Genomic DNA, 22,317 nt, shown 5'->3' with positions numbered 1-22,317 from the left:
GGGGCACCCGGCCCCGAGACGTCGGAGGGCGCCGCGGCGCGCGCGGCGCCCTCCGGGCGGTCCTTCTGTGGTCTGTCGGTGCCCCGCACACGCTCCGCCCGCGTGGTGGCTTCCTCCTGGGGGGTGGCGGCCGTCGGCGTCCCGGGGGTCTGCCCGTCCGACCCCTGCTCGGACACGGCCCCGGTCGAGACCACTTCGCTTGGCATGCCTACCTCCCGCGGTTCCTCCGGGTGGAGCCGACGTCGCCGTCCGGCTCGCCTCCGGTGCACGTGCGTGTCATCAGGGCCAGTCGCTGACGCGGCCGCCGCGGTCCCCTCACCCGCCAGTCTAGTGGGGACCACTCCCCACCTGCGCGGGGAGCGGTCGGGCGCCTCGTGTCCCCGATACCGACGCGTCGGTACGCCTGGTGACACAGGTCACCAGGTACGTCACGCCGAGTGCCGGAGTACGTGAACAAGGACGCCCCGTCGGGGTATTCCCCCGTGGGGGGCGACTGTCAGGCGAGGTCGGCCTCAGACCGAGAGGAGGGTGCGCGGCTCCACGTCGGGCATCTTCTCCCGCCCCCGCAGTGCGGAGAGCTCCATCAGGACGGAGAATCCCACGACCGTACCACCCGCCTTGCGGACCAGGTCCACCGCGGCCCTGCCGGTCCCGCCGGTCGCGAGGACGTCGTCGACGACGAGCACACGGCTGCCCGGGGTGATCGCGTCGGCGTGGATCTCGACGGTCGCGGTGCCGTACTCCAGATCATAGGCCTGGTCGATGGTGTCCGAGGGCAGTTTCCCGGCTTTGCGCGCCGGAACGAAGCCCGCGCCGAGCGCCATGGCGACGGGGGCGCCGAAGATGAACCCGCGCGCCTCCAGTCCGACGACGTGGTCGATCCCGCTGTCGCGGAAGGGAGCGGCCAGCGCCCGCACCGCGACGGCGAACGCCTCCGGGTGGTTGAGCAGGGGCGTGATGTCCTTGAAGAGGATGCCCGGGTGCGGGAAGTCGGGGACGTCGCGAACGTGGGCGCTGATCAGGTCGAGGTCGGCGGCGTCCGGGACGTCCGGGGTCGCGGTGTCGTGGGACATGGGTGGCGGGGCCTTCTGTGGTGGGTCCGCTCGGGCCTCGGCGCGGGCGGAGCTGTGTGCGGCGGTGGCCGGGACAGCAGCGGTACCGGCCCCGGGTGGGGGGCCGGTACCGAAGTCTGTGGCGAGCCGGGGCGCGGCGTCGCGCCCGGCCCGGTGTTATCCCTTGGGCTTGTCGTCGTCGCCGAAGTCGGGACGGTCCTCGACCGGGGTGTCGTCGGCGGCGGGCGTGATGACCTCGCCGACACCGGCCTTGAGCATCCGGATACGGGTGCCCGGGGAGATCTCCAGCAGCACGTCCTGGTCGTGGATCTCCACGACCGTGGCGAAGATGCCCGCCTTGGTCATGACCTCGACGCCGGGGACCAGGGAGCTCTGCATCTGCGTCTCCTGCTGGCGACGCTTCTGGTTCGGGCGCCAGAACAGGAGCCAGAAGACCAGGAGGATCAGCACGAACGGGAGCATCATGCTGAAGATGCTGCCCTCCTGCTGGGCCGCGTCGGCGAGAGTGTAAATGCCCTGCACGGGGGCGTCCTTCCTGACGTTTCGTGTGGCCGACGTCTGCCGGTTCGGACACCGCGACGACCACCTTCTCGGGCCGACCGACCACGGCGGCCGGAGTCGTACCCGTTGCCTACAACGCTCGGGGGAGCCAACTCGTTCCGCCGGTGTCCGACGACACCAGTCGGGGGCGCTGCCCCGTCCTGGCTGGTTCGGCCCAGTTTACGTGGCGCCGGTCACCGGCGCCCCACCGCCCGGGGGTCGGTGCGCTAACGGTTCGGACCCGGTTCGCGCACGCGCCTCACGCCGCCCGCCCGAGGCCCGTTGTGGGGTTCCCGCCCCGGTCAGGAAGCCGGGGTGCCGTGACCGGCCCGTCCGGCGGCGTGGGCGGCGGGGTCGGCCGCGGCGCCGAAGGCGGCGTCCGGCGGCGGGGTGATCCCCATGTGCGCCCAGGCCATCGGGGTGGCCACCCGCCCGCGTGGGGTCCGGGCGAGGAAGCCGGAACGCACCAGGAAGGGCTCCGCGACCACCTCCACCGTCTCGGCCTCCTCGCCCACGGACACCGCGAGCGTGGACAGTCCCACCGGCCCGCCCCGGAAGCGGTTCATGAGCACGTCCAGGATGGCACGGTCCAGGCGGTCCAGCCCGAGCGCGTCCACCTCGTACAGCTCCAGGGCGGCCCGGGCGTTGGCCAGGGTGAGGTGGCCCCCGCCGCGGACCTCCGCGTAGTCGCGCACGCGGCGCAGCAGGCGGTTGGCGATCCGGGGCGTGCCGCGCGAGCGACCGGCGATCTCGTGGGCCGCGTCGCCGTCCAGCGGGGCACCGAGCAGCCCCGCGGAGCGGTGCAGGATCTGCTCCAGTTCGTCGGGCTCGTAGAAGTCCATGTGCGCGGTGAAGCCGAAGCGGTCGCGCAGGGGCGCGGGAAGCATGCCCGCACGGGTGGTCGCCCCCACCAGGGTGAAGGGGGCGATGTCGAGCGGGATCGCGGTGGCGCCGGGCCCCTTGCCGACCACGACGTCCACGCGGAAGTCCTCCATGGCGACGTAGAGCATCTCCTCCGCCGGGCGGGCCATACGGTGGATCTCGTCGAGGAAGAGGACCTCGCCCTCCTGGAGGGTGGAGAGCACAGCCGCCAGGTCACCGGAGCGTTCGATGGCCGGGCCCGAGGTGATGCGCAGGGGCGCGCCGAGTTCGGCGGCGATGATCATGGCCAGGGTGGTCTTGCCCAGGCCCGGGCCGCCGGACATGAGGATGTGGTCGGGGGCGCGGCCCCGGCGCTGGGCGCTGTGCAGGACCAGGGAGAGCTGTTCGCGCACCCGGTGCTGGCCGACGAACTCGTCCAGGTTCCTCGGGCGCAGCGCACCCTCGATCTGGTGTTCCTCGACGTCGGCCTCGGGCGAGACGGCGTCACGCTCGTACACGGGTGTTCTCCCTCCGGTTCCCGTTGGGGGCTAGGCGCGGCTGAGCCTGCGCAGGGCGCTGCGCAGCAGCACGGTGACGTCGTCGGTGTCCTCGGCCTCGGCGGCCACGGCGGCGGCCGCGGCCTCGGCGTCCTTGCTGGACCAGCCGAGGTTGACCAGCCCGGAGACGACCTGTCCGCGCCAGGCCCCGTGGGGTTCCATGCCGGGTCCGTCGGCGGGGGGCAGGGTGCCGTCGGTCATGACCGGGGCGTCGAGTTTGCCGCGCAGCTCCAGGACGATGCGCTGGGCGCCCTTCTTACCGATGCCGGGCACCCGGGTGAGGGCGGTGGTGTCCTCGGTGGCCACGGCCTGGCGGAGGCTGTCGGGGCTGTGCACGGCGAGCATGGCCAGGGCGATGCGGGGTCCGATGCCGGAGGCGGTCTGCACCTGCTCGAAGAGGTTCCGCTCATCGTCGTCGGCGAACCCGAAGAGGGTGAGGGAGTCCTCGCGCACGACGAGGCTGGTGGCCACGGTCCCCTCCTCCCCCACGTGGAGTCGGGAGAGGGCGGAGGGGGTGCACTGGACGCTCATGCCGACGCCGCCGACGTCGATCACGGCGCTGGCCGCGCCGCGTGCGGCCACCCGGCCGGTGAGGAACGCGATCATCTCGTGTGGGACACCGGGGGGTGCCCGTCTCCTTCCTGGGGGTGCTGCTGCTGTGGGCGTCGCCGCCCGGGGGTCAGCGGCCGCGTGTGCGGCGGGCCAGTTCCACCTTGCGGGCGAAGTCCTGTTGGGCCTGGGCGACCCGGGCCTGGGCCCCGCCGCGCCAGATGTGGCAGATGGCCAGGGCCACGGCGTCCGCGGCGTCGGCCGGTTTCGGCGGCCCGTCGAGTCCGAGGATACGCGCCACCATGCCGCCGACCTGTCTCTTGTCGGCACGACCGCTGCCGGTGATGGCGGCCTTGGCCTCGCTGGGGGTGTGGGTGGCCACGGGCAGGCCGCGCCGGGCGGCGCAGACCAGGGCGATGCCGCTGGCCTGGGCGGTGCCCATCACGGTGCTGAGGTTGTGCTGGGCGAAGACGCGTTCGACGGCGACGGCGTCCGGTTCGTAGGTGTCCAGCCACTCCTCGATGCCGCGCTCGACCTCCACCAGGCGCTGCGGGAGCGGGGTGTCGGGGCTGGTGCGGATGGCGTCGGCCGCCAGCAGGCGCAGGGGGCGGCCGATGGCGCCCTCCACGGCTCCGACCCCGCAGCGGGTCAGCCCCGGGTCGATCCCCAGCACGCGCACGTCTCCACCCGGTCCTTCGCTCGGTCGTCCGGCGGACGCCGCTCTCGAACGTCCGTTCGCACCATGCTAGCGGCGGGCGACGACGGGATCGTCCGCGACGGGCGGCGTGTCGGGCCGCAGCCCGGGCGGGGGTGGACGGACGGGGCGAGCAATGCTAAGTTCAACTCACATCGAGAAAAACTCAGCTTGAGAACAACTTGGAGGACGCGGTGTCCGAGGGGATCGACGGGCCGACCGGCACGGAGGCGGGCCACTACGACGCGGCCGACGAGCGCAGGTACCTCGACGGCTACGACCCGCACGCCTTCGCCCCGGTCGCCGTCACCGTCGACGTGGTGGCGATGACCATCCGCGACGGCCTCCCCCACGTCCTGCTCGGACGGCGCACCCGACAGCCCCAGCTCGGGCGGTGGGCCCTGCCCGGCGGGTTCGTGCGGGCGGAGGACGGCCCCGGGGGCCCGGCCGACCACGACCTGCCCGACGCCGCCCTGCGCGTACTCACCGAGAAGACCCCGCTGCCCGCCGAGCTCCACCTCGAACAGCTCGGCACCTACGGGGCGATCGACCGGGACCCGCGCATGCGGGTGGTCTCGGTGGCGTACATGGTGCTCGCCCCCGACCTGCCCGACCCGCACACCGGCCGCGACACGGCCGAGGCCGCCTGGGTGCCGTGGACCGCGCTCGGCCACGGCGACGGGTCCCGGGAGCGGCACGAACTCGCCTTCGACCACGCGCGCGTCCTGGGCGACGCGGTCGAACGCGCCCGTTCCAAGCTGGAGTACACCGCTCTGGCCGCCGCGTTCCTCCCTCCCACCTTCACCGTCTCCGCGCTTCGCGGGGTGTACGAGGCGGTGTGGGGCCGCACCCTCCACGCCGCCAACTTCCACCGCAAGATCCAGGCCACCCCGGGGTTCGTGGAGGACACCGGTGAGCTGGCCGAGCGCGGGGGCGCGGGAGGCGGACGCCGCGCCCGCCTGTACAGGGCGGGCGGGGCCGCCCTCCTCCACCCGCCGCTGCTGCGCGGCTCCCAGTGATCCCGACCCCGGTGCGCCCCCGACGCACCACATCCCCGGAGAGGAGAGGCATGGACCAGGAGCGGCACCCCCACGACGGATTCGACTCCGCCCTGCGCGACCTCGGTCTCGCGGCCGACCCCACCGCGCTGTTCGGTCCCCTGCCGGTCGACGGCGGGGCGGTGCCCCCAGCCGCCACGGCCGCGTACCGGCGCCTGGCCCGGCTGCTCCACCCGGACTCCGCTCCCCCCTCCCGCGCGGCCGAGGCCGCGGCCGGGTTCTCCGGGCTCACCGAGGCGTGGCGGCGCTACCGGCTGGCGGCCGAGGGGGGCCTGGGCCTCGACGACCTCACCCTGGTGACCCGGGCCCGGACCTACCACGTGAGCCGGGGCGGCTCCCTGGCCGGCGGCGACGTGGCCGACCTCCACCCGGTCCGGTGGCGGGAGGGCGACTGCGTCGGCGGTCCCTGGCGGGACGGGGTGCTCAAGCTCCCCCGGGCCCCGCGCGACAACGACCTGATCCTGGCCGAGGCCACCGCGCTGCGCCGGATCGGGGAACGCGGCGACGATGCGTTCCGCGCGTTCTTCCCGGAGCTGGTGGAGTCGGTCCGCCACCGCGACGCGGCCACCGGGGTGGAGCGGCGCGGCAACGTCCTGGGGCTGCTGTCCGGTTTCCACAGCCTGGCCGAGGTGCGGCGGGCCCACCCGGACGGGATCGACCCGCGCGACGCCGCGTGGATGTGGCGGCGCCTGCTGGTCGCGCTGGGCGACGCCCACCGGTCCGGGGTCGTGCACGGCGCGGTCGTCCCCGAGCACGTCCTGATCCACCCCGAGGCGCACGGTCTCGTCCTCGTGGACTGGTGCTACTCCGTCACCTTCGGAGAGTCGCGCACCGCGCCCCACGTTCCGGCGATGGTGCCGCACCGGGTGGACACGTATCCGCCCGAGGTCGCCCGGCGCCGCCCGGCCGTGCCCGCGACGGACGTGTACATGGCCACCCGGTGCGTGGAGTTCGTGACCCGCGGCCGCCTGCCCGGGCCGTTGCGGGCCCTGGCGCGCGGGTGCACGCTCCCCTCCCCCGACCGACGGCCCGCGGACGCGTTCGCTCTGCTCGACGAGCTCGACGGGGCGTTGGAGCGGTGCTTCGGCCCACGCCGGTTCCGCCCCTTCCACATGCCCGCCCCGATCTGACCCCCACCCCACCCCACCCCACCCGGGAGAAGAAGGAGACCACCATGGGAAGCAGCAGCTGGTCCACCGACGCCCACCACGCCCGACGGGCCTACCAGGCCTCCGCCGGCAGCAGCGGGTTCGACTACCACGACGACGTCACCTCCGCCCCGCGCGACCAGTGGCGGGCCCACCCCTCACTCGACCCGCGCGGCGTGGGCGTCCGGGAGAGCCGCGACTCCGACGCCCACCCGAACTCGCTGGCGGTGTCGGTGCTCTTCGACGTCACCGGTTCGATGGGGCGTGTGCCCCGCGCCCTCCAGACCAAGCTTCCCGACCTGTTCGGGCTGCTGCTCCGCCGGGGCTACGTGGCGGACCCTCAGATCCTGTTCGGTGCGGTCGGTGACGCCACCTGTGACCGCGTGCCGCTCCAGGTCGGCCAGTTCGAGTCCGGCAACGAGCTGGAGGACGACCTCGGCAACATCGTGCTGGAGGGCGGGGGCGGCGGCCAGACGACAGAGTCCTACGAGCTGGCGATGTACTTCATGGCCCGCCACACCGCGCTGGACTGCCTGGAGAAGCGGGGTCGGCGCGGCTACCTGTTCATCGTGGGCGACGAGATGGCCTACGGCTCCGTCAAGGCGCGTGAGGTCCGGGACGTGATCGGGGACGACCTCGACGAGGACGTCACCCTCCCGGCGATCCTGGAGGAGCTCCGGCGCAAGTACGAGGTGTACTTCCTCATGCCGACCGGCAGCCACCACTTCCGGAACGGCCGGGTGCGGGAGTTCTGGGAGCGGCACCTGGGGCAGAACCTCGTCCTGCTGGACGACCTCGACGCGGTCTGCGAGACGATCGCGGTCACGGTGGGCCTGGGTGAGGAGGCCATCGACCTGGAGGAGGGACTGCGGGACCTGGCCGACGCCGGGTCGGACCAGGCCGACGTGGTGGGGCGGGCCCTGCGCCCGCTGGCACGCGGGCGCGGCGCGGTCGCGACCTCCACGGGCCTGGAGGGGCTGGCCGGTGACGGCCCGGGGGTGGACCGGCTGTGAACGACAGGACGGCGCCCGACGACCACGCGATCGTGGTGGACCTGGGGTTCGGGGACGCGGGCAAGGGCGTGACCGTGGACCTCCTGTGTTCGGGTGGGGGGTACGGCGCGGTGGTGCGGGCCAACGGCGGCGCGCAGGCGGCGCACAACGTGGTGACCCCGGACGGTCGGCACCACACGTTCGCGCAGTTCGGGGCGGGCACGCTCGCCCCTGGCCGCCCGGTGCCCACGCACCTGTCCCGGTTCGCGGTGGTGGATCCCTTCGCGTTGGCCGCCGAGGCGGAGCACCTGTCCTCCCTGGGGGTGGCCGATCCCCTCTCCCTGGTGACGGTGGACCGGCGCGCGCTGATCAGCACCCCCTGGCACGCGGCCGCCAACCGTGCCCGGGAGCGGGCGCGCGGCCGGGACCGGCACGGTTCGTGCGGGATGGGCGTGGGCGAGACGGTGGCCTACTCCCTGGAGCACCCGGAGGACGCGCCGACCGTGGGTGACTGCGCGTCCCCGGCGGTGCTCCGCCGCAAGCTGGACCGGTTGGCGGAGCGGCTGGCGTCGGTACTGTCCGGGTCGGCGGACGGGGGTGGGGGCGCGACCCCGGAGCCCCGACCCGACCCGGACGCGTGCCTGGCCGCCTACCGGGCCTTCGCGGAGCGGGTCCGGCTGGTGGACGAGCGGTACCTGCCCCGGCTGCTGGCCCGGACTCCGGTGGTGTTCGAGGGCGCGCAGGGCGTGCTGCTGGACGAGTGGCACGGCTTCCACCCGTACACCACCTGGTCCACCACCACCGCCGTGAACCCGCTGGCGCTGTTGGCGGAGGCGGGGATGGCGGGGCGGGCCCGCCGGATCGGGGTGACGCGCACCTTCGCGACCCGTCACGGGGCGGGTCCTCTGGTGACCGAGGACGCCGGGCTCACCGAACGGTTGGCCGACCGGCACAACCGGACGCACCCGTGGCAGGGCGGGTTCCGGGTGGGTCACCTGGACCTGGTGGCGCTGCGGTACGCATTGGAGGCCACCGCGGGGGTGGACGCGCTGGTGGTCACGCACGCGGACGCCCCCGCCCGGCTCGGGCGGCGCCTGCGCTGGTGCGTGGGGTACGAGCTCGCGGACGGGAGCCCGGTGCGGATCGCGCCGGGTTCCTCCCCCGACCTGGCCCGCCAGGCCCGGCTCACCGGTCTGCTGGGCGCCGCGCGTCCGGTGCTGGAGCCGGTGCCGGGGGACGCGCCCGACGCGGTCTCGGACGCCCTGGGCCTGCCGCTGGAGGCGGTGTTCTCCGGTCCGACCAGGGCCGACGCCCACGTGCGGGTGCGGCGGGCACCACGGGTGGGAGCCCTGCCCCGGCGTCTGCCCGCACCGGTCTGAGCGTGTCGGACCGGAGGTGCGGCGGGTCGCGGCCTACGTTGGGGCCATGAGCTCCCTGACTGATCCCGAGGTCCGCGACTTCCTGCTGCACGGCACCCGCACGGGCAAGGTGGCCTACACGGCCTCCGACGGCCGCCCGCTGGCGGCCCCGATCTGGTTCACCATCGACGAGGACGGGCTGGTGTTCAACACCGGGCGCGACTCCGCGAAGGGGCGGGCGTTCGCGCGTGACCCCCGGCTGACGCTGGTGGTGGACCTGGAGGAGGAGCCGTACGGCTTCGTGCAGGTCCAGGGCGTGGCCGAGCTGTCCGAGGACCCCGGGGAACTGGTCCGCACGGCCACCGCGATCGCCCGCCGTTACGTGAGCGCGGAGGTCGCGGAGGAGTACGGCCGCCGCAACGGCGTCGCCGGTGAGCTCGTGGTGCGGGTGCGTCCGACCCGCGTCATCGCCGAGATGAACATGATCGGCTGACCGGGCGGTTCACGCCGGGGCGGTGGCGTGCTCGACGAACGCCCGGGCGGCGGCCGTGAGCGGCCCCTTGCGGCTGATCAGGGCCACGTGCAGGTGGTCGGTGGGGTCCAGTTCGAGGACGAGCACCCCGGCCTGTTCCGCGAGCCCGCGCCAGGCGTCGGTGACCACCGCCAGTCCGGCGCCGCCCAGGACCAGCGGCAGGATCGACACCCGGTGCTCGCTCTCCACGGCGATGCGCGCGTCCAGGCCCTCGGCCAGCAGACGGTCCGCGAACCGCCGCATGCCCGAGCCCTCGTGGCCGACGATCAGGCGCCGTCCGCTCAGTTCGCGGACGGGGACGGGGGCTCCCGGGCGGAAGGGACCGTCCCGGGGCGCGAGGAGAACGAAGGCCTGCCGGACCAGCGGGTGGACGTGCACCTCGGTGTCCCGGAGCGGGGTGTCGGTGGCGACAACGCCGAGTTCGCAGGCACCGGTGCGGACCATCTGGACGGCGTCCCGGTTGGTCAGGGCGCCCCGGATGGACACCGACACCTCGGGGTGGCGTTCGGTGAAGCCCGCGACCAGCCCGGTGAGGGGTTCGATGGACTGGGTGGGCAGGGCGGCCACGTCCACGCGGCCCCGGCGCAGCCCCCGGACCGCCTCCACGGCGGAGCGGGCCAGGTCGAGTCCGCGCACGGCCTCGCGGGCGGGTTCGACGAGCGCGTGCCCGGCGTCGCTGAGCACCAGGCGACGCCCGATCCGGTGGAAGAGGTCGCTGCCGAGGTCGCGTTCCAGGGTGCGGATCGCCTGGGAGAGGGAGGGCTGGGACAGGTGCAGGGCGGTCGCCGCGCGGTTGACCCCGCCGTGGTCGACGACGGCCAGGAAGTACTCCAGCTGACGCACGTCCACGTCGCCCCTCCGTCCGGTTCGTCCTCTCCTGCCCGATCCTATAGGCCGGGCCTATCAGCCCTATCGACAACCGGTCTTGGACGGACACCGTGCCGGGCTGCTGTGATCAGGGCATGAACGACCGACTCCTCCCCGGATTCACCCGGCACGACGTGGAGGTCGGGGGGCTGCGCCTCAACGTCCGCCGGGCCGGAGAAGGACCCCCCGTCCTCCTCCTGCACGGCTACCCCCAGACCCACCTGATCTGGCACCGGGTCGCCCCGCTCCTGGCCGACGGGTTCAGCGTCGTCCTGGCGGACCTGCGCGGCTACGGGGACAGCGACAAACCGCCCTCCGACCCCCGACACCTGGCCTACTCCAAGCGCACCATGGCCCGGGACCAGTACCTCCTCATGCGCGAGCTGGGCTTCGACCGCTTCGCCGTCGTGGGCCACGACCGGGGAGCGCGGGTCGGACACCGGCTGGCGCTCGACCACCCCGAGGCGGTCACCGCGTTCGCGGCCCTGGACGTGGTGCCCACCCGGTACGCGTTCGAACACGCCGACGCGGACTTCGCCACCGGCTACTACCACTGGTTCTTCCTGACGGCGGGCAACGGCATCCCCGAACACCTCATCGGCCGGGACCCCGGTTTCTGGGTCCGCACCCGGATGAACGCCCGCCACCACGGCGGCTCCGCGTTCGACCCCGAGGCCGTGGACGAGTACGTGCGCTGCTTCAGCGACCCCGCCGCCATCCACGCGTCCTGCGAGGACTACCGGGCCGCGGCCACCGTGGACCTCGAACACGACCGCGCGGACGCGGGGCGTCGCCTGGAGTGCCCCGTCCTGCTCCTGTGGGGCGCGCACAGTTTCGTCGGACGCCACTACGACGTGCCCGGAGCCTGGTCCGAGTACGCGTCGGACGTGCGCGGACACAGCCTGGACTGTGACCACTACGTGCCGGAGGAGGCTCCCGAGGCCACCGCCGCCTCCCTCCGCTCCTTCCTGGGCGCGCACGCCTCCGGGGCCTGACCGCCGGATCCCGTTCCCGCCTCCCCCGCCCCTCGTTCCGTCCCACCTCTCATCCGATGGAGACCCCATGAAGCAGTACCGCATCGCCACGATCCCCGGAGACGGCATCGGCGGTGAGGTCGTCGCCCCCGCGACCGCCGTCCTGGACCGGGTCGCGGCCCACCACGGGTTCGCCCTGACCTACGACGAGTTCGACTGGTCCTGTGAGCGGTTCGCGCACACCGGCGCGATGATGCCCGAGGACGGCCTCGACCGGATCCGCCACCACGACGCCATCCTCCTCGGAGCGGTGGGCTGGCCCGGCGTGCCCGACCACGTGTCCCTGTGGGGTCTGCTCATCCCGATCCGCCGCGAGTTCCACCAGTACGTCAACCTGCGGCCGATCACCGTCCTGGAGGGTGTGCCCAGCCCGGTGACGCGCGCCCTGCCGGGCGAGGTGGACTTCGTGGTGGTGCGGGAGAACAACGAGGGCGAGTACTCGCGTGAGGGGGGCCGCTTCGACCGGGGCACTCCCCAGGAGCGCGCCGTGCAGGAGTCGGTGTTCACCCGGAAGGGTGTGGAACGGGTCCTGGAGTACGGCTTCGACCTGGCGGAGCGGCGCGGCGGACGGCTGACCTCGGCCACCAAGTCCAACGGGATCGTGCACACCATGCCGTTCTGGGACGAACTGGTGGCGGAGCGGGCCGCGCTGCACCCGGACGTGGTCTGGGACCAGGAGCACATCGACGCCCTGGCCGCCAAGGTCGTCCTGGACCCGGCCAGGTTCGACGTGATCGTCGGCTCCAACCTGTTCGGTGACATCCTCAGCGACCTCGCCGCGGCGGTCGCGGGCGGGATCGGGATCGCCCCGTCGGCCAACCTCAACCCCGAGCGCGCGTACCCGTCCATGTTCGAGCCGGTGCACGGGTCGGCGCCCGACATCGCGGGCCGTGGGGTGGCCAACCCGCTGGGGGCGCTGTGGTCGGCGTCGATGATGCTGGACCACCTGGGCCACCCCGAGGCGGGGACACAGATGATGGACGCGGTCCGCGCCGTTCTGGCCGAGGGCCGGGTGCGCACCCGCGACCTGGGCGGCGAGGCCGGGACCGACGCGTTCACCGCCGAGGTCCTGCGCCGACTCCCCTGACGCCCCGGGTCGGGGGCCGTCGGCCGCCGACCCACGGGATCCGGGAGACGGCCTAGAGGCCGCCGCGCTTGCGCAGGGCGCTGAGGTCCTCGCTGATGCGGAAGACCACGATGAGCAGTTCCAGGGTGATCCGGGAGACCAGCACCCAGACCGCCGTGCCGATGAAGGTCCCGATCAGCAGGAAGAAGCCGAGGACGCCGAAGTCCTCGTCGCCCATGAGCGCGATGGAGCTGACCAGGCCCGCCAGGAACCCGAACGCGATCAGGACCAGCCACAGGACGTAGACGATCCGGATGATCCGGGAGGTGATGAACTCCCGGAAGGAGAAGTCGAAGAGCGCGGCGAAGAAACCCGGGGTCCTCTCCACCGGCGGGGCGTAGGCGCCGGGCTGCTGGGGAGGCTGCTGGTAGTACTGGCCGCCCGGGTAACCGCCGGACTGGGGCTGCTGGGGAGGCTGCTGGTAGTACTGGCCGCCCGGGTAACCGCCGGACTGGGGCTGCTGGGGAGGCTGCTGTCCGTAGGGCTGCTGCGAGGGGTCCGGGGTGTACTCCGGGGGTTGGCTCATGGCTGGGGTTCCTTCGCCGGTCGTCGGGGGGCTCGACCGCGCCCCGGTCGGGGGTGGTGCGCGGTACCACGTACTGTACTCAACCGGACACCGGCGGAACTCGCATCACCGTCTCGGAACCGCCCACACCCGTGGCCACCTCCGGACACGGAGACGCCCGTGGCCGCGCCCCCGGTTCGGGGGTGCGGCCACGGGCGTCGACGCGCGGGCCCCTGCCTCAGAGTTCGGCCATGACCTCGTCGGGGATGTCGGCGTTGGTGAACACGTTCTGGACGTCGTCGGAGTCCTCCAGCGCGTCCACGACCCGCATGACCTTCTTGGCGCCCTCGGCGTCGACCGGGACCTCCATGGTCGGCAGGAAGCTGGAGTCGGCGGACTCGTAGTCGATGCCCGCCTCCTGGAGCGCGGTGCGGACCGGAACCAGGTCGGTGGCCTCGCAGACGATCTCGAAGGCCTCCCCGAGGTCCTCGACCTCCTCGGCCCCGGCCTCCAGCACCGCCATGGTCACGTCGTCCTCGGTGGTGCCCTCCTTGGGGACGATCACGACGCCCTTGCGATTGAACATGTACGACACCGAACCGGCGTCGGCCATGTTGCCGCCGTTGCGGGTGACCGCCACGCGCACCTCGGACGCGGCGCGGTTGCGGTTGTCGGTCAGGCACTCCACGAGCAGAGCCACGCCGCCGGGGGCGTACCCCTCGTACATGATGGTCTGCCACTCGGCGCCACCGGCCTCCTCACCGGAGCCGCGCTTGCGGGCGCGCTCGATGTTGTCGGCGGGCACCGAGTTCTTCTTCGCCTTCTGGATGGCGTCGTAGAGCGTCGGGTTCCCTTCGGGGTCCCCACCACCGGTACGCGCGGCCACCTCGATGTTCTTGATCAGCTTGGCGAACAGCTTGCCGCGCTTGGCATCGATGACGGCTTTCTTGTGCTTGGTGGTGGCCCACTTGGAGTGGCCGCTCATGCAAGTCCTTTCACGATGTCGACGAAGAGGCGGTGGATACGCGTGTCGCCGGTGAGTTCGGGATGGAAGGACGTCGCCATCAGGCCGCCCTGTCGTACGGCGACGATCCTACCGGCCTCGTCCGGACCGGAAACGCTGCCGAGGACCGACACCTCCGAGCCGACCGACTCCACCCAGGGCGCGCGAATGAACACCGCGTCGAAGGGATCGTTCCCGATCCCGTCGATCCGCACCCCGGTCTCGAAGGACTCCGTCTGGCGTCCGAAGGCGTTGCGGCGTACCGTCATGTCGATGCCGCCCACGGTCTCCTGGTCCGTCGTTGCGCCCAGCACGCGGTCGGCCAGCATGATCATCCCCGCGCACGTCCCGTAGACGGGCATGCCGTCCGCGACACGTTCGCGCAGCGGCTTCATCAGGTCGTACCGGACGGCGAGCTTGGACATGGTGGTCGACTCGCCGCCGGGGATCACCAGGCCGTCGACGGTGTCGAGCTGGTCGGCGGACAGGACCCGCGAGGTGCGGGCGCCCAGGTCCCCGAGCATGTGCGTGTGTTCGGCGACGTCGCCCTGGAGGGCGAGCACACCGATGGTGGGGCTGGCGGTCACGTACTGCCTCGTCGGTCGTGGGTTCTGCGGTCGGGTCCCGGACTACCAGCCACGACCGGCGTAGCGCTGGGAGTCGGAGAGCTCGTCCAGGTTGATGCCGACCATGGCCTCGCCCAGACCGCGCGAGACGCGGGCGATCACGGCCGGGTCCTCGTAGTGCAGGGTGGCCTGCACGATGGCGTCGGCGCGCTTGGCCGGGTCGCCGGACTTGAAGATGCCCGAGCCGACGAACACGCTCTGGGCGCCCAGCTGGCGCATGAGCGCGGCGTCGGCGGGGGTGGCCACGCCACCGGCGGAGAACAGCGGGACCGGCAGCTTGCCCAGGCGCGCGACCTCCTTGACGATCTCGTACGGGGCGCGCAGCTCCTTGGCGGCGCCGAACAGCTCGGGCTCGTCCAGGGTGCCCAGGCGCTTGATCTCGCCGCTGATGGAGCGCATGTGGCGGGTGGCCTCGACGACGTTGCCGGTACCGGCCTCGCCCTTGGAGCGGATCATGGCCGCGCCCTCGGCGATCCGGCGCAGGGCCTCACCGAGGTTGGTGGCGCCGCAGACGAAGGGGACGGTGAACGCCCACTTGTCGATGTGGTACGCCTCGTCGGCGGGGGTGAGGACCTCGGACTCGTCGATGAAGTCGACGCCGAGCGACTCCAGGACCTGCGCCTCGACGAAGTGCCCGATCCGGACCTTGGCCATGACCGGGATGGAGACCGCCTCGACGATGCCGTCGATCATGTCCGGGTCGGACATGCGGGCGACGCCGCCGTCCTTGCGGATATCGGCGGGGACGCGCTCCAGGGCCATGACGGCGACGGCACCGGCGTCCTCCGCGATCTTGGCCTGCTCGGGAGTGACGACGTCCATGATGACGCCGTTCTTGAGCTGCTCGGCCATGCCGCGCTTGACGCGCTGGGTACCGACGGCGTTGTCGGAGGTGTTCGCTGCGTTGGTGGCCACGGTGGTGGTCTCCCGTTCGTTCGGCTGACTGGGGGCCAGGCCCCGCTCTCCGGACGCCCGCGCGGCCGGGAGCACGACCTGGATGCGACGCGGCGCGGCGCGCCCGACGGACGCGCGCACACGCGGGCACCGTCGGTGGCGTGCACCAGGTCGATCAGCGTCCCATCCTAGTTCCACCGGGTTCGCGGCCTTTGGCCAGGCTGGAGTATCGGTGTGTGACGTGTGGCCACCTCGTCCGTACGAGGGCGGGCCTCCGGTTCAGCGCCGGGGCGGCCGGTCGTCCATCTCGAAGTAGTCGGGCAGAGCGGCGGTGCCCGCCAGGCGCAGGAAGCGGACCAGTCGGGAGCGGCGCGCGCGGCGGGTGTCGGACACGGCGTCGTTGTGGAAGACCCGGGCCAGGTACACGCCGCGCGCGGCCACCGTCACCTCGTCCAACCGGTGCGGGTCGGGGCCCCGGTCCGGGCGGTCCAGGGCGGCACGCAGTGCCTGGGACAGCCGGCTCTCCGCGAGTTCGCGCTCCTCCTCCCCGGCCCGGCGCGCGCCGTTGGCGGCGGCGGTCAGCTCCCGGGCCAGCCCCGGGTCCAGGCCGGGGTGGGCCGCGAGGTCGAGGACGGCCGCGGCCCGGCGCAGCAGGGCGGCGTCCAAGGCCGCGCGCGCGGTCTCCACCCGGTGGTGCAGACGGTCGAGCCGGGTGGCCCGCCAGGACAGGTAGAAGCCGAGCAGGACCAGCACGAGCAGGATCGACACGACCAGTGTGACGAAGCGAACGTCCTCGATCAGGGTCGCTCACCCCGGGGCGTCCGGTGCCCACGGCGCGGGGAGTCGGGAGAACGGGGGCCGCCGCCGGCCCGCACGCCGGGGGATCCCTGGTCGCCCCACGACAGGACGGTCTCGTACACGTGGGCGATGTCGGCGGCGACCGTGTCCCAGTCGTAGGCGCGCACGGCGGCGCGCGCGGCCTCCGACAGCGCGGCGCGGCGTTCGGGCGAGTCGAGCAGGGTTCCGGCGCGTTCGGCCAGGTGGTCGGGGTCACCGACCCGGAAGAGCTCTCCGGCGGCACCGTCGGCCAGGACGGCTCCGAAGGCGGGGATGTCGCTGGCGACGATCGCGGCCCCGGAGGCCATCGCCTCGGTCAGCACGATACCGAAGCTCTCCCCGCCCAGGTTGGGCGCGCAGAAGACGTCGGTGGAGTGGTAGACGCGGACCTTGTCGGCGTCGTCGAGCCGCCCGAGGAGCACCACGCGGTCACGTACGGAGTCGGGGACCCCGGACAGGTCGGCCTCCCCGGGCCCGGCCACGAGCAGGCGCAGCCCGGGGCGGTGCGGGGCCATCCGGGAGAAGGCCTCCAGGAGGGTGGCCAGGCCCTTGCGGGGTTCGTCCAGGCGTCCCAGGAACCCGAGGGAGCCGCCTCGCCCCGGCCATCCGGGCAGTGGTTCGGCGTGCGCGAAGCGGCGTACGGACACCCCGTTGGGAATGAGCACGGCGTCCCCGCCGACGTGTTCGACCAGGGTGCGCCGGGCCGCCTCGGAGACGGCCACGCGCGCGTTGATCTTCTCCAGCGCCGAGCGCAGGGCGCCCGAGCTCGCGGCCATGGCGCGCGAGCGCGGGTTGGAGGTGTGGAAGGTCGCCACGACGGGCCCGTCCGCCGCCCAGCAGGCCAGGAGGGAGACGCTGGGCGCGGCGGGTTCGTGGATGTGCAGCAGGTCGAAGCGGCCCTCGGTGATCCACCGGCGGACGCGTGCCGCCGTGCGCGGTCCGAAGCTGAGCCGGGCCACCGACCCGTTGTAGGGCACCGGGACCGGGCGTCCGGCCGGGACCAGGTAGGCCGGGACCGGATGGTCGGGGTCACCGAGCGGGGCCAGGACGGAGACCTCGTGGCCCATGGCGCCGAGCGCCTCCGCCAGGTCGCCCACGTGCTGCTGCACACCGCCGGGCACGTCCCAGGCGTAGGGGCAGACGATACCGACGCGCATCCCGCTCCCGTCCTCCTCTGGGGCCGTGCCGTCCGGGGTACCGGTCCGTGTCCGGATCACCGCCGGGCTTCCGGGTCGAGCGCCACCGCCGCCGCCTCGTGGCGGCGGGCGCGGTCGGCGTCGTGGTCGGCGCTGAAGACGGCCTGGAGCATGTGCCAGTCCTCGGGGTGCTCCGCGATGGCGCCCTCGAAGACCCGGACGAGCGCCTGGGTCGTGTCGTGGACGCGCCTGGTACGGGTGCCCTCGGTGGCGACGGGGACCTCGTCGTGCACGCGGATGTTCCAGGTCGGGCCGTCGTACCAGAGGGAGACCGGCATGAGGGCGGCCCCGGTGTTCAGGGCGAGCGCGGCGGGCCCGGAGGGGACGCGCGCCCGCTCACCGAAGAGGTCGACCTCCAGCCCGGTGCCGTTGACGTCGCGGTCCGCGAGCAGGCACACCAGGCCCCCCTCGCGCAGGCGGCGGGAGAGCACACCGACGGTGTTGGCGGCGCCTCCGGTCAGCGGCAGGACCTCCATCCCCAGGGACTCCCGGTAGGACGTGAACCGCTGGTAGAGGCTCTCGGGGCGCAGCCGCTGGGCCACGGTGGTGAGGGGGGTGCCACGCGCGGCGATCCACGCCCCTGCGTGGTCCCAGTTGCCCATGTGCGGCAGGGCCGCGACCACGCCGCGCCCGGACCTGACGTGCTCCTCCAGCACCTCGATCCCGGTCTGGCGGGTGCGGCCGAGCAGGTGCTCCCGGCCCATGGCGGGCAGTCGGAACACCTCGTAGTAGTAGCGCATGTAGGAGCGCATCCCCGCCTTGGACAACGCCCTGATCTGCGCGTCCGTGGCGTGCGGCCCGACCAGCCTGCGCAGGTTGCGCTCCAGCCCCCGGGTGCCGTCGTTGTGGGTGCGCCAGGCCCGGTCGGCCAGCCCCTGGAACACCGCCCGGCCCGCCTCCTCGGGTGCGCGGCGGACCAGGGTCCACCCCGCCGAGTAGGCCAGGTCGGCCATGCGTTCGTCCACGTCGTCTTCCTCGTCCTCTTGTGCCTCGGTCCCTTCGGGGGTGTGGTCAGGCGCCGTTGCTGGTCTTCTTGTCCTCGCCCTCGCCCTCGACGAAGCCGGGGTCGTTGAGGCGGGCTCGGGTCTCGACGAGGCGCTGGAGGACGGTGAGCAGGCTCATCACGGCCAGGAGCCAGAGGCCGCCCGCGAGGATGTAGGGCACGCCGAGCTCGCTCAGGCCGACGGCGACGAGCACGATGATCAGACGTTCGGTGCGTTCGGCCACGCCGACGTCACAGTTGACGCCCAGCCCCTCGGCGCGCGCCTTGATGTAGGAGACCATGAAACCGCTGATCAGGCAGAACAGGGTGAGCCCGGCGAGCATGGGATCGTCGCCCTCGCCCACGAACCACCACATGAGCCCCGCGAGGATCGCGGCGTCGGCCACACGGTCGAGGCTGGAGTCGAGGAAGGCACCGAAGGCGCTGGCGCTGTCCCTGGCCCGCGCCACGGCCCCGTCGAGCATGTCGAAGAGGGCGAAGACGGTGATGACGACCGAGCCCGCGTAGAGCTGGCCTCGGGGATAGAAGTAGAGGGCGCTGACGACGACACCGGTGGCACCGACGATGGTGACGATGTTGGGCGTCAGGCCGATGCGGGCCAGGCTCCGGCCGAGCGGAGCGGTGACCCGGGAGGTCATGGGGCGAAGGATTCTCAGCATGTCTTCTAGTGATCGTAGGGCGGGAACGGTCGTCGGCGTGGGAGCCGCACCCTCTGGGGGTGGCGTCGACCACGGGGTCGGGTGGTGGGGGGTTCGGGTGGTCCCGGCCTCACTTCCGGGGCCAGAGTTCGGCCAGCCTGCCGCGGGTCCGCTCCAGCATCTCGGGCAGGACCCTGGTCTGTCCGATCACGGGCATGAAGTTGGTGTCGCCGCCCCAACGGGGCACGACGTGCTGGTGGAGGTGGGCGGCGATCCCGGCACCGGCCACGGTACCGAGGTTCATCCCGACGTTGAAGCCCGCGGGCCCGTAGGCCTCGGTGAGCGCCCGGATCCCGGCCTGTGTGAGCGAGGCGACCTCGGCGGTCTCCGTCGCGTCCAACGACGTGTACTCGGAGACGTGCCGGTAGGGGCAGACCAGCAGGTGCCCGCTGTTGTAGGGGTAGAGGTTGAGGACCACGAAGGCGGAGCGGCCGCGTGCGACGACCAGGCCCTCCTCGTCCGGAAGCCCGGGAGCGCGGCAGAAGGGGCAGCCCTCGTCGGCGCCGGGCCCGGTCGGTTTCCCCTCGCCCTTGACGTAGGCCATGCGGTGGGGGGTCCAGAGCCGTTCGTGGCCGTCCGGGACGCCGGTTCCCGCGCCGGGGGGCGCGCCCGCACCGCTCACGGGTTCGTCGTGGGTACCGCGCATGGCTCGTCCGCTCCCCTCGCCTGACCGCTTCGTGCCGCGCGTCCAGCATAGGAGCGTCCGGTGGGTGAAGTGCCGGACCCGGCGCGCCGGGGTGGCGAGGCGGTCCCGCGTCTCAGAGTCCGAGCAGGGTGCGCAGGTGGCGCGGGGGCGGGTTGCCGTGGGCCAGCATGGCGTCGTGCAGGCGGCCGACCGGTGCGTCGGGGCGTGTGCGCGCCAGGTCACGGGCGATGTCGGAGACCTCGGCGTAGCCCACGTAGTAGGTGGACAGCTGGGCGCTGGTGAGCAGGGCGCGCCGCCACTTGCCGACGGCCTCACCCTCCTCCTGGTGGCCGCGATCGGTCAGCAGGGCGACGGCCTCGGACTCGGTGAGGTCGCCGGTGTGCACCCGCACGTCGAGGATCGCGTTGAGGACGGCCCGCAGCCGCATCTTGAGCTGGACCAGACGCAGCGCCAGGTTGGTTCGGCGGGTGGCGGGGTCGGAGCCGCCGGACCAGCCGTGCCCGGCGAGGACGTCCTCGGCGTGCACTGCCCAGCCCTCGACGAAGGTGCCGCTGCTCAGCGCCGAGCGCACCCGGGTGTGGCCCCGGTGGCGCGCGGCGTGGGCGAGTTGGAGGGCGTGCCCGGGCAGGGCCTCGTGGACCATCAGGTTGCGCAGCATGCCCCCGTTGTACTCGCGCAGGAAGGAGGCCCGGCGCTCGGCGGGCCACTCCTCGGGCGGCGGGGCCACGGCGACGAAGGTGGGCTGCGAGGCGGCGTCGGGGTCGAGCGCCCCGGGCGCGTCGCAGTAGGCCACGGCCACGCCCCGCCGGGAGAGCGGCATCGGGATGACCTCGACCGGGTCGTCGTGGACGGTCGCCAGGTCCAGTTCGCGGACCCGGGAGTAGAGGTGCGCCAGGGCGTCCGTGCAGGACGGGACGACCCCCTCGGGGCCGATCTCGAACTCGTCGGCCAGGGCGGAGAGCACCTCGGCCACCTGTCCGGGGCGGCGCGGCTCGCCCGCGTACTCGGCGGCGGCCTCGGCCAGCGCCTCCTCGGTGGCGAGGAGGTCGCTCTCGGCGCGTACGAGGAGCGCTTCCGGGGAGAGTTCGGAGTCGAGCGTGTACCAGAGCTGGGCGGCGAACCGCCGGGCTCCCAGACGCGGGTTCCCGCTGGCGAACTCCAGCTCGGTGCGCATCCAGGAGGTGTACTCGTCGAGCGCGGCGAGTGCGGCGGCACGCGCGGGTTCGAGCCCGGAGGCGTGTGCGGCGTGCCGGGTGGCCAGGGCGGGGACGTCCTCGGTGAGCATCGTCCGGGCGCCCTCCAGCTGGCCCAGGGCGGTCTCCACGTGCACACGCGGCATGCCGGGGCCCTCGGACAGACGGACGCGCGCGGTGTCCAGGTAGGCGGGCAGGGCGGCGCAGCGCGCGGTCAGGGCCGCCAGGCGCTCCTCCACGGGCAGGGTCTCGCGTTCGAGGAGGGCGTGCAGGGCCTCGCCCGGGGAGTGCACCAGGGGGTTCCACGTGTGCGGGCGCAGTTCGGTGGTGTGCCACAGGTCGGCGCTGATCCTGGTCCGGAGCATCTCCAGGTCCACCAGGTCGTCGGCCGTGAGGAGGTCCGCGTCGATCTCGTCCAGGGCGCCCAGCGCGTCGGTGAGGACGTGGACGCGGAGGGAGTCGGCCTCGACGGAGTGGTCGGTCAGACGGTGGGCCCCCCGGGTGTCCCCCAGGTCCAGCGCCCACTCGGGGGCGTCGGACAACAGGGCGTCGAGCACCCGCTCGGCCACGTCTCGGAAGCGTCGGGTCGTCTCGGCCGCGTCGGGCTGGGAGGAGGTCATCCCGCCATGATGCCAGTTCAGGGAGGACACGGACGCCCGGTTCCCGACGTGCGGGAACCGGGCCGTACTCCGTGCGGGACCCCGGGCCCGGGGCAGGTCCTGGTCAGCGCCAGGAGTTCTGGCCCCCGGTGGAGGTGGGCTGCTGCCCTGCGGCGCCCTCGGGGTCCCCCACCGTGATCGCGTGCTCGACGAGGGTGATGAGCGTCGTCTTGGTGGAGGCCTTGTCACGGGCGTCCACCTGGACGATGGGGATCTCCGGGCTGAGCGTGAGCGCGTCCCGGACCTCGTCCGCGGCGTGGGGGTAGTAGCCGTCGAACCCGTTGATGCCCACGATGAAGGGCAGACGCGCCTCTTCGAAGTAGTCGATCGCGGGGAAGCAGTCGGCCAGGCGTCGCGTGTCCACCAGCACGACCGCGCCGATGGCACCCTTGACCAGGTCGTCCCACATGAACCAGAACCGGTGCTGCCCGGGGGTGCCGAACAGGTACAGGATCAGGTCGGAGTCGAGGGAGACGCGGCCGAAGTCCATGGCGACGGTCGTGGTCTGCTTGTCCGGCGTCTTGGCGAGGTCGTCCACCCCGACGCTGGCGCTGGTCATGACCGCCTCGGTCGTCAGCGGCACGATCTCGGAGACGGAGCCAACGAATGTCGTCTTCCCGACACCGAAGCCCCCGGCGACGACGATCTTGACCGACGTCATCGCGTTC

Annotated in this window: 24 protein-coding genes; 7 read left to right on the top strand and 17 right to left on the bottom strand. The window is 73.2% G+C overall.

Annotated elements, in window-relative coordinates:
• Window positions 1-512 precede the first annotated feature (512 nt).
• From ACFW3L_RS16795 to ruvC, 5 genes are all read right to left on the bottom strand, one after another.
• Window positions 513-1,073: an adenine phosphoribosyltransferase gene (locus ACFW3L_RS16795; RefSeq protein ID WP_378741292.1), complete on the bottom strand. Its 561-nt coding sequence runs from the start codon at window positions 1,071-1,073 to the stop codon at window positions 513-515.
• Window positions 1,074-1,229: 156 nt separating this feature from the next.
• Window positions 1,230-1,595 carry a preprotein translocase subunit YajC gene (gene yajC, locus ACFW3L_RS16790; RefSeq protein ID WP_017546174.1) on the bottom strand — a complete coding sequence of 122 codons (366 nt, stop codon included), beginning with the start codon at window positions 1,593-1,595 and terminating at the stop codon, window positions 1,230-1,232.
• Window positions 1,596-1,915: 320 nt separating this feature from the next.
• On the bottom strand, window positions 1,916-2,992 hold the full coding sequence (gene ruvB / locus ACFW3L_RS16785) for a Holliday junction branch migration DNA helicase RuvB (protein WP_378741290.1): 1,077 nt from the start codon (window positions 2,990-2,992) through the stop codon (window positions 1,916-1,918).
• A gap of 30 nt (window positions 2,993-3,022) precedes the next feature.
• A complete protein-coding gene (ruvA, locus tag ACFW3L_RS16780; RefSeq protein WP_378741288.1) occupies window positions 3,023-3,637 on the bottom strand; it encodes a Holliday junction branch migration protein RuvA in 615 nt (204 codons plus the stop codon).
• Window positions 3,638-3,710: 73 nt separating this feature from the next.
• Complete coding sequence (gene ruvC / locus ACFW3L_RS16775) at window positions 3,711-4,259, bottom strand: crossover junction endodeoxyribonuclease RuvC (RefSeq protein WP_378741286.1); 549 nt, start codon at window positions 4,257-4,259, stop codon at window positions 3,711-3,713.
• 209 nt (window positions 4,260-4,468) lie between these two features.
• On the opposite strand from ruvC, the gene ACFW3L_RS16770 reads away from it, so the two are divergent.
• The 5 genes from ACFW3L_RS16770 to ACFW3L_RS16750 are packed head-to-tail and all read left to right on the top strand — an operon-like array spanning window position 4,469 to window position 9,323.
• Window positions 4,469-5,293 (top strand): NUDIX domain-containing protein, encoded by an 825-nt coding sequence (locus tag ACFW3L_RS16770; RefSeq protein ID WP_378741284.1) that lies wholly within the window; start codon window positions 4,469-4,471, stop codon window positions 5,291-5,293.
• 50 nt (window positions 5,294-5,343) lie between these two features.
• Window positions 5,344-6,462, top strand: coding sequence for a molecular chaperone DnaJ (locus tag ACFW3L_RS16765; RefSeq protein ID WP_378741282.1), 1,119 nt, complete (start codon window positions 5,344-5,346; stop codon window positions 6,460-6,462).
• A 44-nt stretch (window positions 6,463-6,506) separates the two neighbouring features.
• Window positions 6,507-7,493, top strand: coding sequence for a hypothetical protein (locus tag ACFW3L_RS16760; RefSeq protein ID WP_378741280.1), 987 nt, complete (start codon window positions 6,507-6,509; stop codon window positions 7,491-7,493).
• The gene (locus ACFW3L_RS16755) at window positions 7,490-8,851 is read left to right on the top strand and encodes an adenylosuccinate synthetase (RefSeq protein WP_378741278.1); all 1,362 of its coding nucleotides are present in this window, start codon (window positions 7,490-7,492) and stop codon (window positions 8,849-8,851) included. The genes ACFW3L_RS16760 and ACFW3L_RS16755 overlap by 4 nt, the downstream gene beginning before the upstream one ends.
• A 46-nt stretch (window positions 8,852-8,897) precedes the next feature.
• A complete protein-coding gene (locus ACFW3L_RS16750; protein WP_378741276.1) occupies window positions 8,898-9,323 on the top strand; it encodes a PPOX class F420-dependent oxidoreductase in 426 nt (141 codons plus the stop codon).
• Between the two features lie 9 nt (window positions 9,324-9,332).
• Here ACFW3L_RS16750 and ACFW3L_RS16745 read toward each other — a convergent pair whose 3' ends face one another.
• Window positions 9,333-10,211, bottom strand: a complete 879-nt coding sequence (locus ACFW3L_RS16745; protein ID WP_378741274.1) for a LysR family transcriptional regulator — start codon at window positions 10,209-10,211, stop codon at window positions 9,333-9,335.
• A gap of 113 nt (window positions 10,212-10,324) precedes the next feature.
• Between ACFW3L_RS16745 and ACFW3L_RS16740 the strand changes: the two genes are divergently transcribed.
• Window positions 10,325-11,224 (top strand): alpha/beta fold hydrolase, encoded by a 900-nt coding sequence (locus ACFW3L_RS16740; RefSeq protein ID WP_378741272.1) that lies wholly within the window; start codon window positions 10,325-10,327, stop codon window positions 11,222-11,224.
• 67 nt (window positions 11,225-11,291) lie between these two features.
• Window positions 11,292-12,350 carry a tartrate dehydrogenase gene (locus ACFW3L_RS16735; protein WP_378741269.1) on the top strand — a complete coding sequence of 353 codons (1,059 nt, stop codon included), beginning with the start codon at window positions 11,292-11,294 and terminating at the stop codon, window positions 12,348-12,350.
• A gap of 52 nt (window positions 12,351-12,402) precedes the next feature.
• Here ACFW3L_RS16735 and ACFW3L_RS16730 read toward each other — a convergent pair whose 3' ends face one another.
• The 11 genes from ACFW3L_RS16730 to ACFW3L_RS16680 all read right to left on the bottom strand — a co-directional run bounded on the left by ACFW3L_RS16730 (window position 12,403) and on the right by ACFW3L_RS16680 (window position 22,310).
• Window positions 12,403-12,915: a DUF4282 domain-containing protein gene (locus tag ACFW3L_RS16730; RefSeq protein WP_378741266.1), complete on the bottom strand. Its 513-nt coding sequence runs from the start codon at window positions 12,913-12,915 to the stop codon at window positions 12,403-12,405.
• 217 nt (window positions 12,916-13,132) lie between these two features.
• Window positions 13,133-13,879 carry a YebC/PmpR family DNA-binding transcriptional regulator gene (locus ACFW3L_RS16725; protein ID WP_378741264.1) on the bottom strand — a complete coding sequence of 249 codons (747 nt, stop codon included), beginning with the start codon at window positions 13,877-13,879 and terminating at the stop codon, window positions 13,133-13,135.
• A complete protein-coding gene (pdxT, locus tag ACFW3L_RS16720) occupies window positions 13,876-14,484 on the bottom strand; it encodes a pyridoxal 5'-phosphate synthase glutaminase subunit PdxT (RefSeq protein WP_378741261.1) in 609 nt (202 codons plus the stop codon). Before pdxT ends, ACFW3L_RS16725 begins: the two co-directional genes overlap by 4 nt.
• Before the next feature lie 42 nt (window positions 14,485-14,526).
• A complete protein-coding gene (pdxS, locus tag ACFW3L_RS16715) occupies window positions 14,527-15,438 on the bottom strand; it encodes a pyridoxal 5'-phosphate synthase lyase subunit PdxS (RefSeq protein ID WP_378741574.1) in 912 nt (303 codons plus the stop codon).
• Window positions 15,439-15,696: 258 nt separating this feature from the next.
• Complete coding sequence (locus ACFW3L_RS16710) at window positions 15,697-16,191, bottom strand: hypothetical protein (protein ID WP_378741572.1); 495 nt, start codon at window positions 16,189-16,191, stop codon at window positions 15,697-15,699.
• A 23-nt stretch (window positions 16,192-16,214) separates the two neighbouring features.
• Window positions 16,215-17,411: a glycosyltransferase family 4 protein gene (locus tag ACFW3L_RS16705; RefSeq protein ID WP_378741259.1), complete on the bottom strand. Its 1,197-nt coding sequence runs from the start codon at window positions 17,409-17,411 to the stop codon at window positions 16,215-16,217.
• A gap of 56 nt (window positions 17,412-17,467) precedes the next feature.
• Entirely contained in the window at window positions 17,468-18,415 is a 948-nt protein-coding gene (locus ACFW3L_RS16700) for a phosphatidylinositol mannoside acyltransferase (RefSeq protein ID WP_378741257.1), read from the bottom strand.
• A gap of 46 nt (window positions 18,416-18,461) precedes the next feature.
• Entirely contained in the window at window positions 18,462-19,091 is a 630-nt protein-coding gene (gene pgsA, locus ACFW3L_RS16695) for a phosphatidylinositol phosphate synthase (protein WP_378741255.1), read from the bottom strand.
• A 130-nt stretch (window positions 19,092-19,221) separates the two neighbouring features.
• Window positions 19,222-19,797 carry an HIT family protein gene (locus ACFW3L_RS16690; RefSeq protein WP_378741253.1) on the bottom strand — a complete coding sequence of 192 codons (576 nt, stop codon included), beginning with the start codon at window positions 19,795-19,797 and terminating at the stop codon, window positions 19,222-19,224.
• 112 nt (window positions 19,798-19,909) lie between these two features.
• Window positions 19,910-21,610, bottom strand: a complete 1,701-nt coding sequence (locus tag ACFW3L_RS16685) for a DUF885 domain-containing protein (RefSeq protein ID WP_378741250.1) — start codon at window positions 21,608-21,610, stop codon at window positions 19,910-19,912.
• Between the two features lie 103 nt (window positions 21,611-21,713).
• Entirely contained in the window at window positions 21,714-22,310 is a 597-nt protein-coding gene (locus ACFW3L_RS16680) for an ATP/GTP-binding protein (protein ID WP_378741247.1), read from the bottom strand.
• Window positions 22,311-22,317: the final 7 nt, after the last annotated feature.

Source organism: Nocardiopsis sp. NPDC058789, from assembly GCF_042745575.1.
GTDB classification, from domain to species: Bacteria; Actinomycetota; Actinomycetes; order Streptosporangiales; family Streptosporangiaceae; genus Nocardiopsis; species Nocardiopsis eucommiae.
The sequence above is the reverse complement of the archived record's forward strand: the minus strand, read 5'-3'. Positions and strand labels throughout refer to the sequence as shown.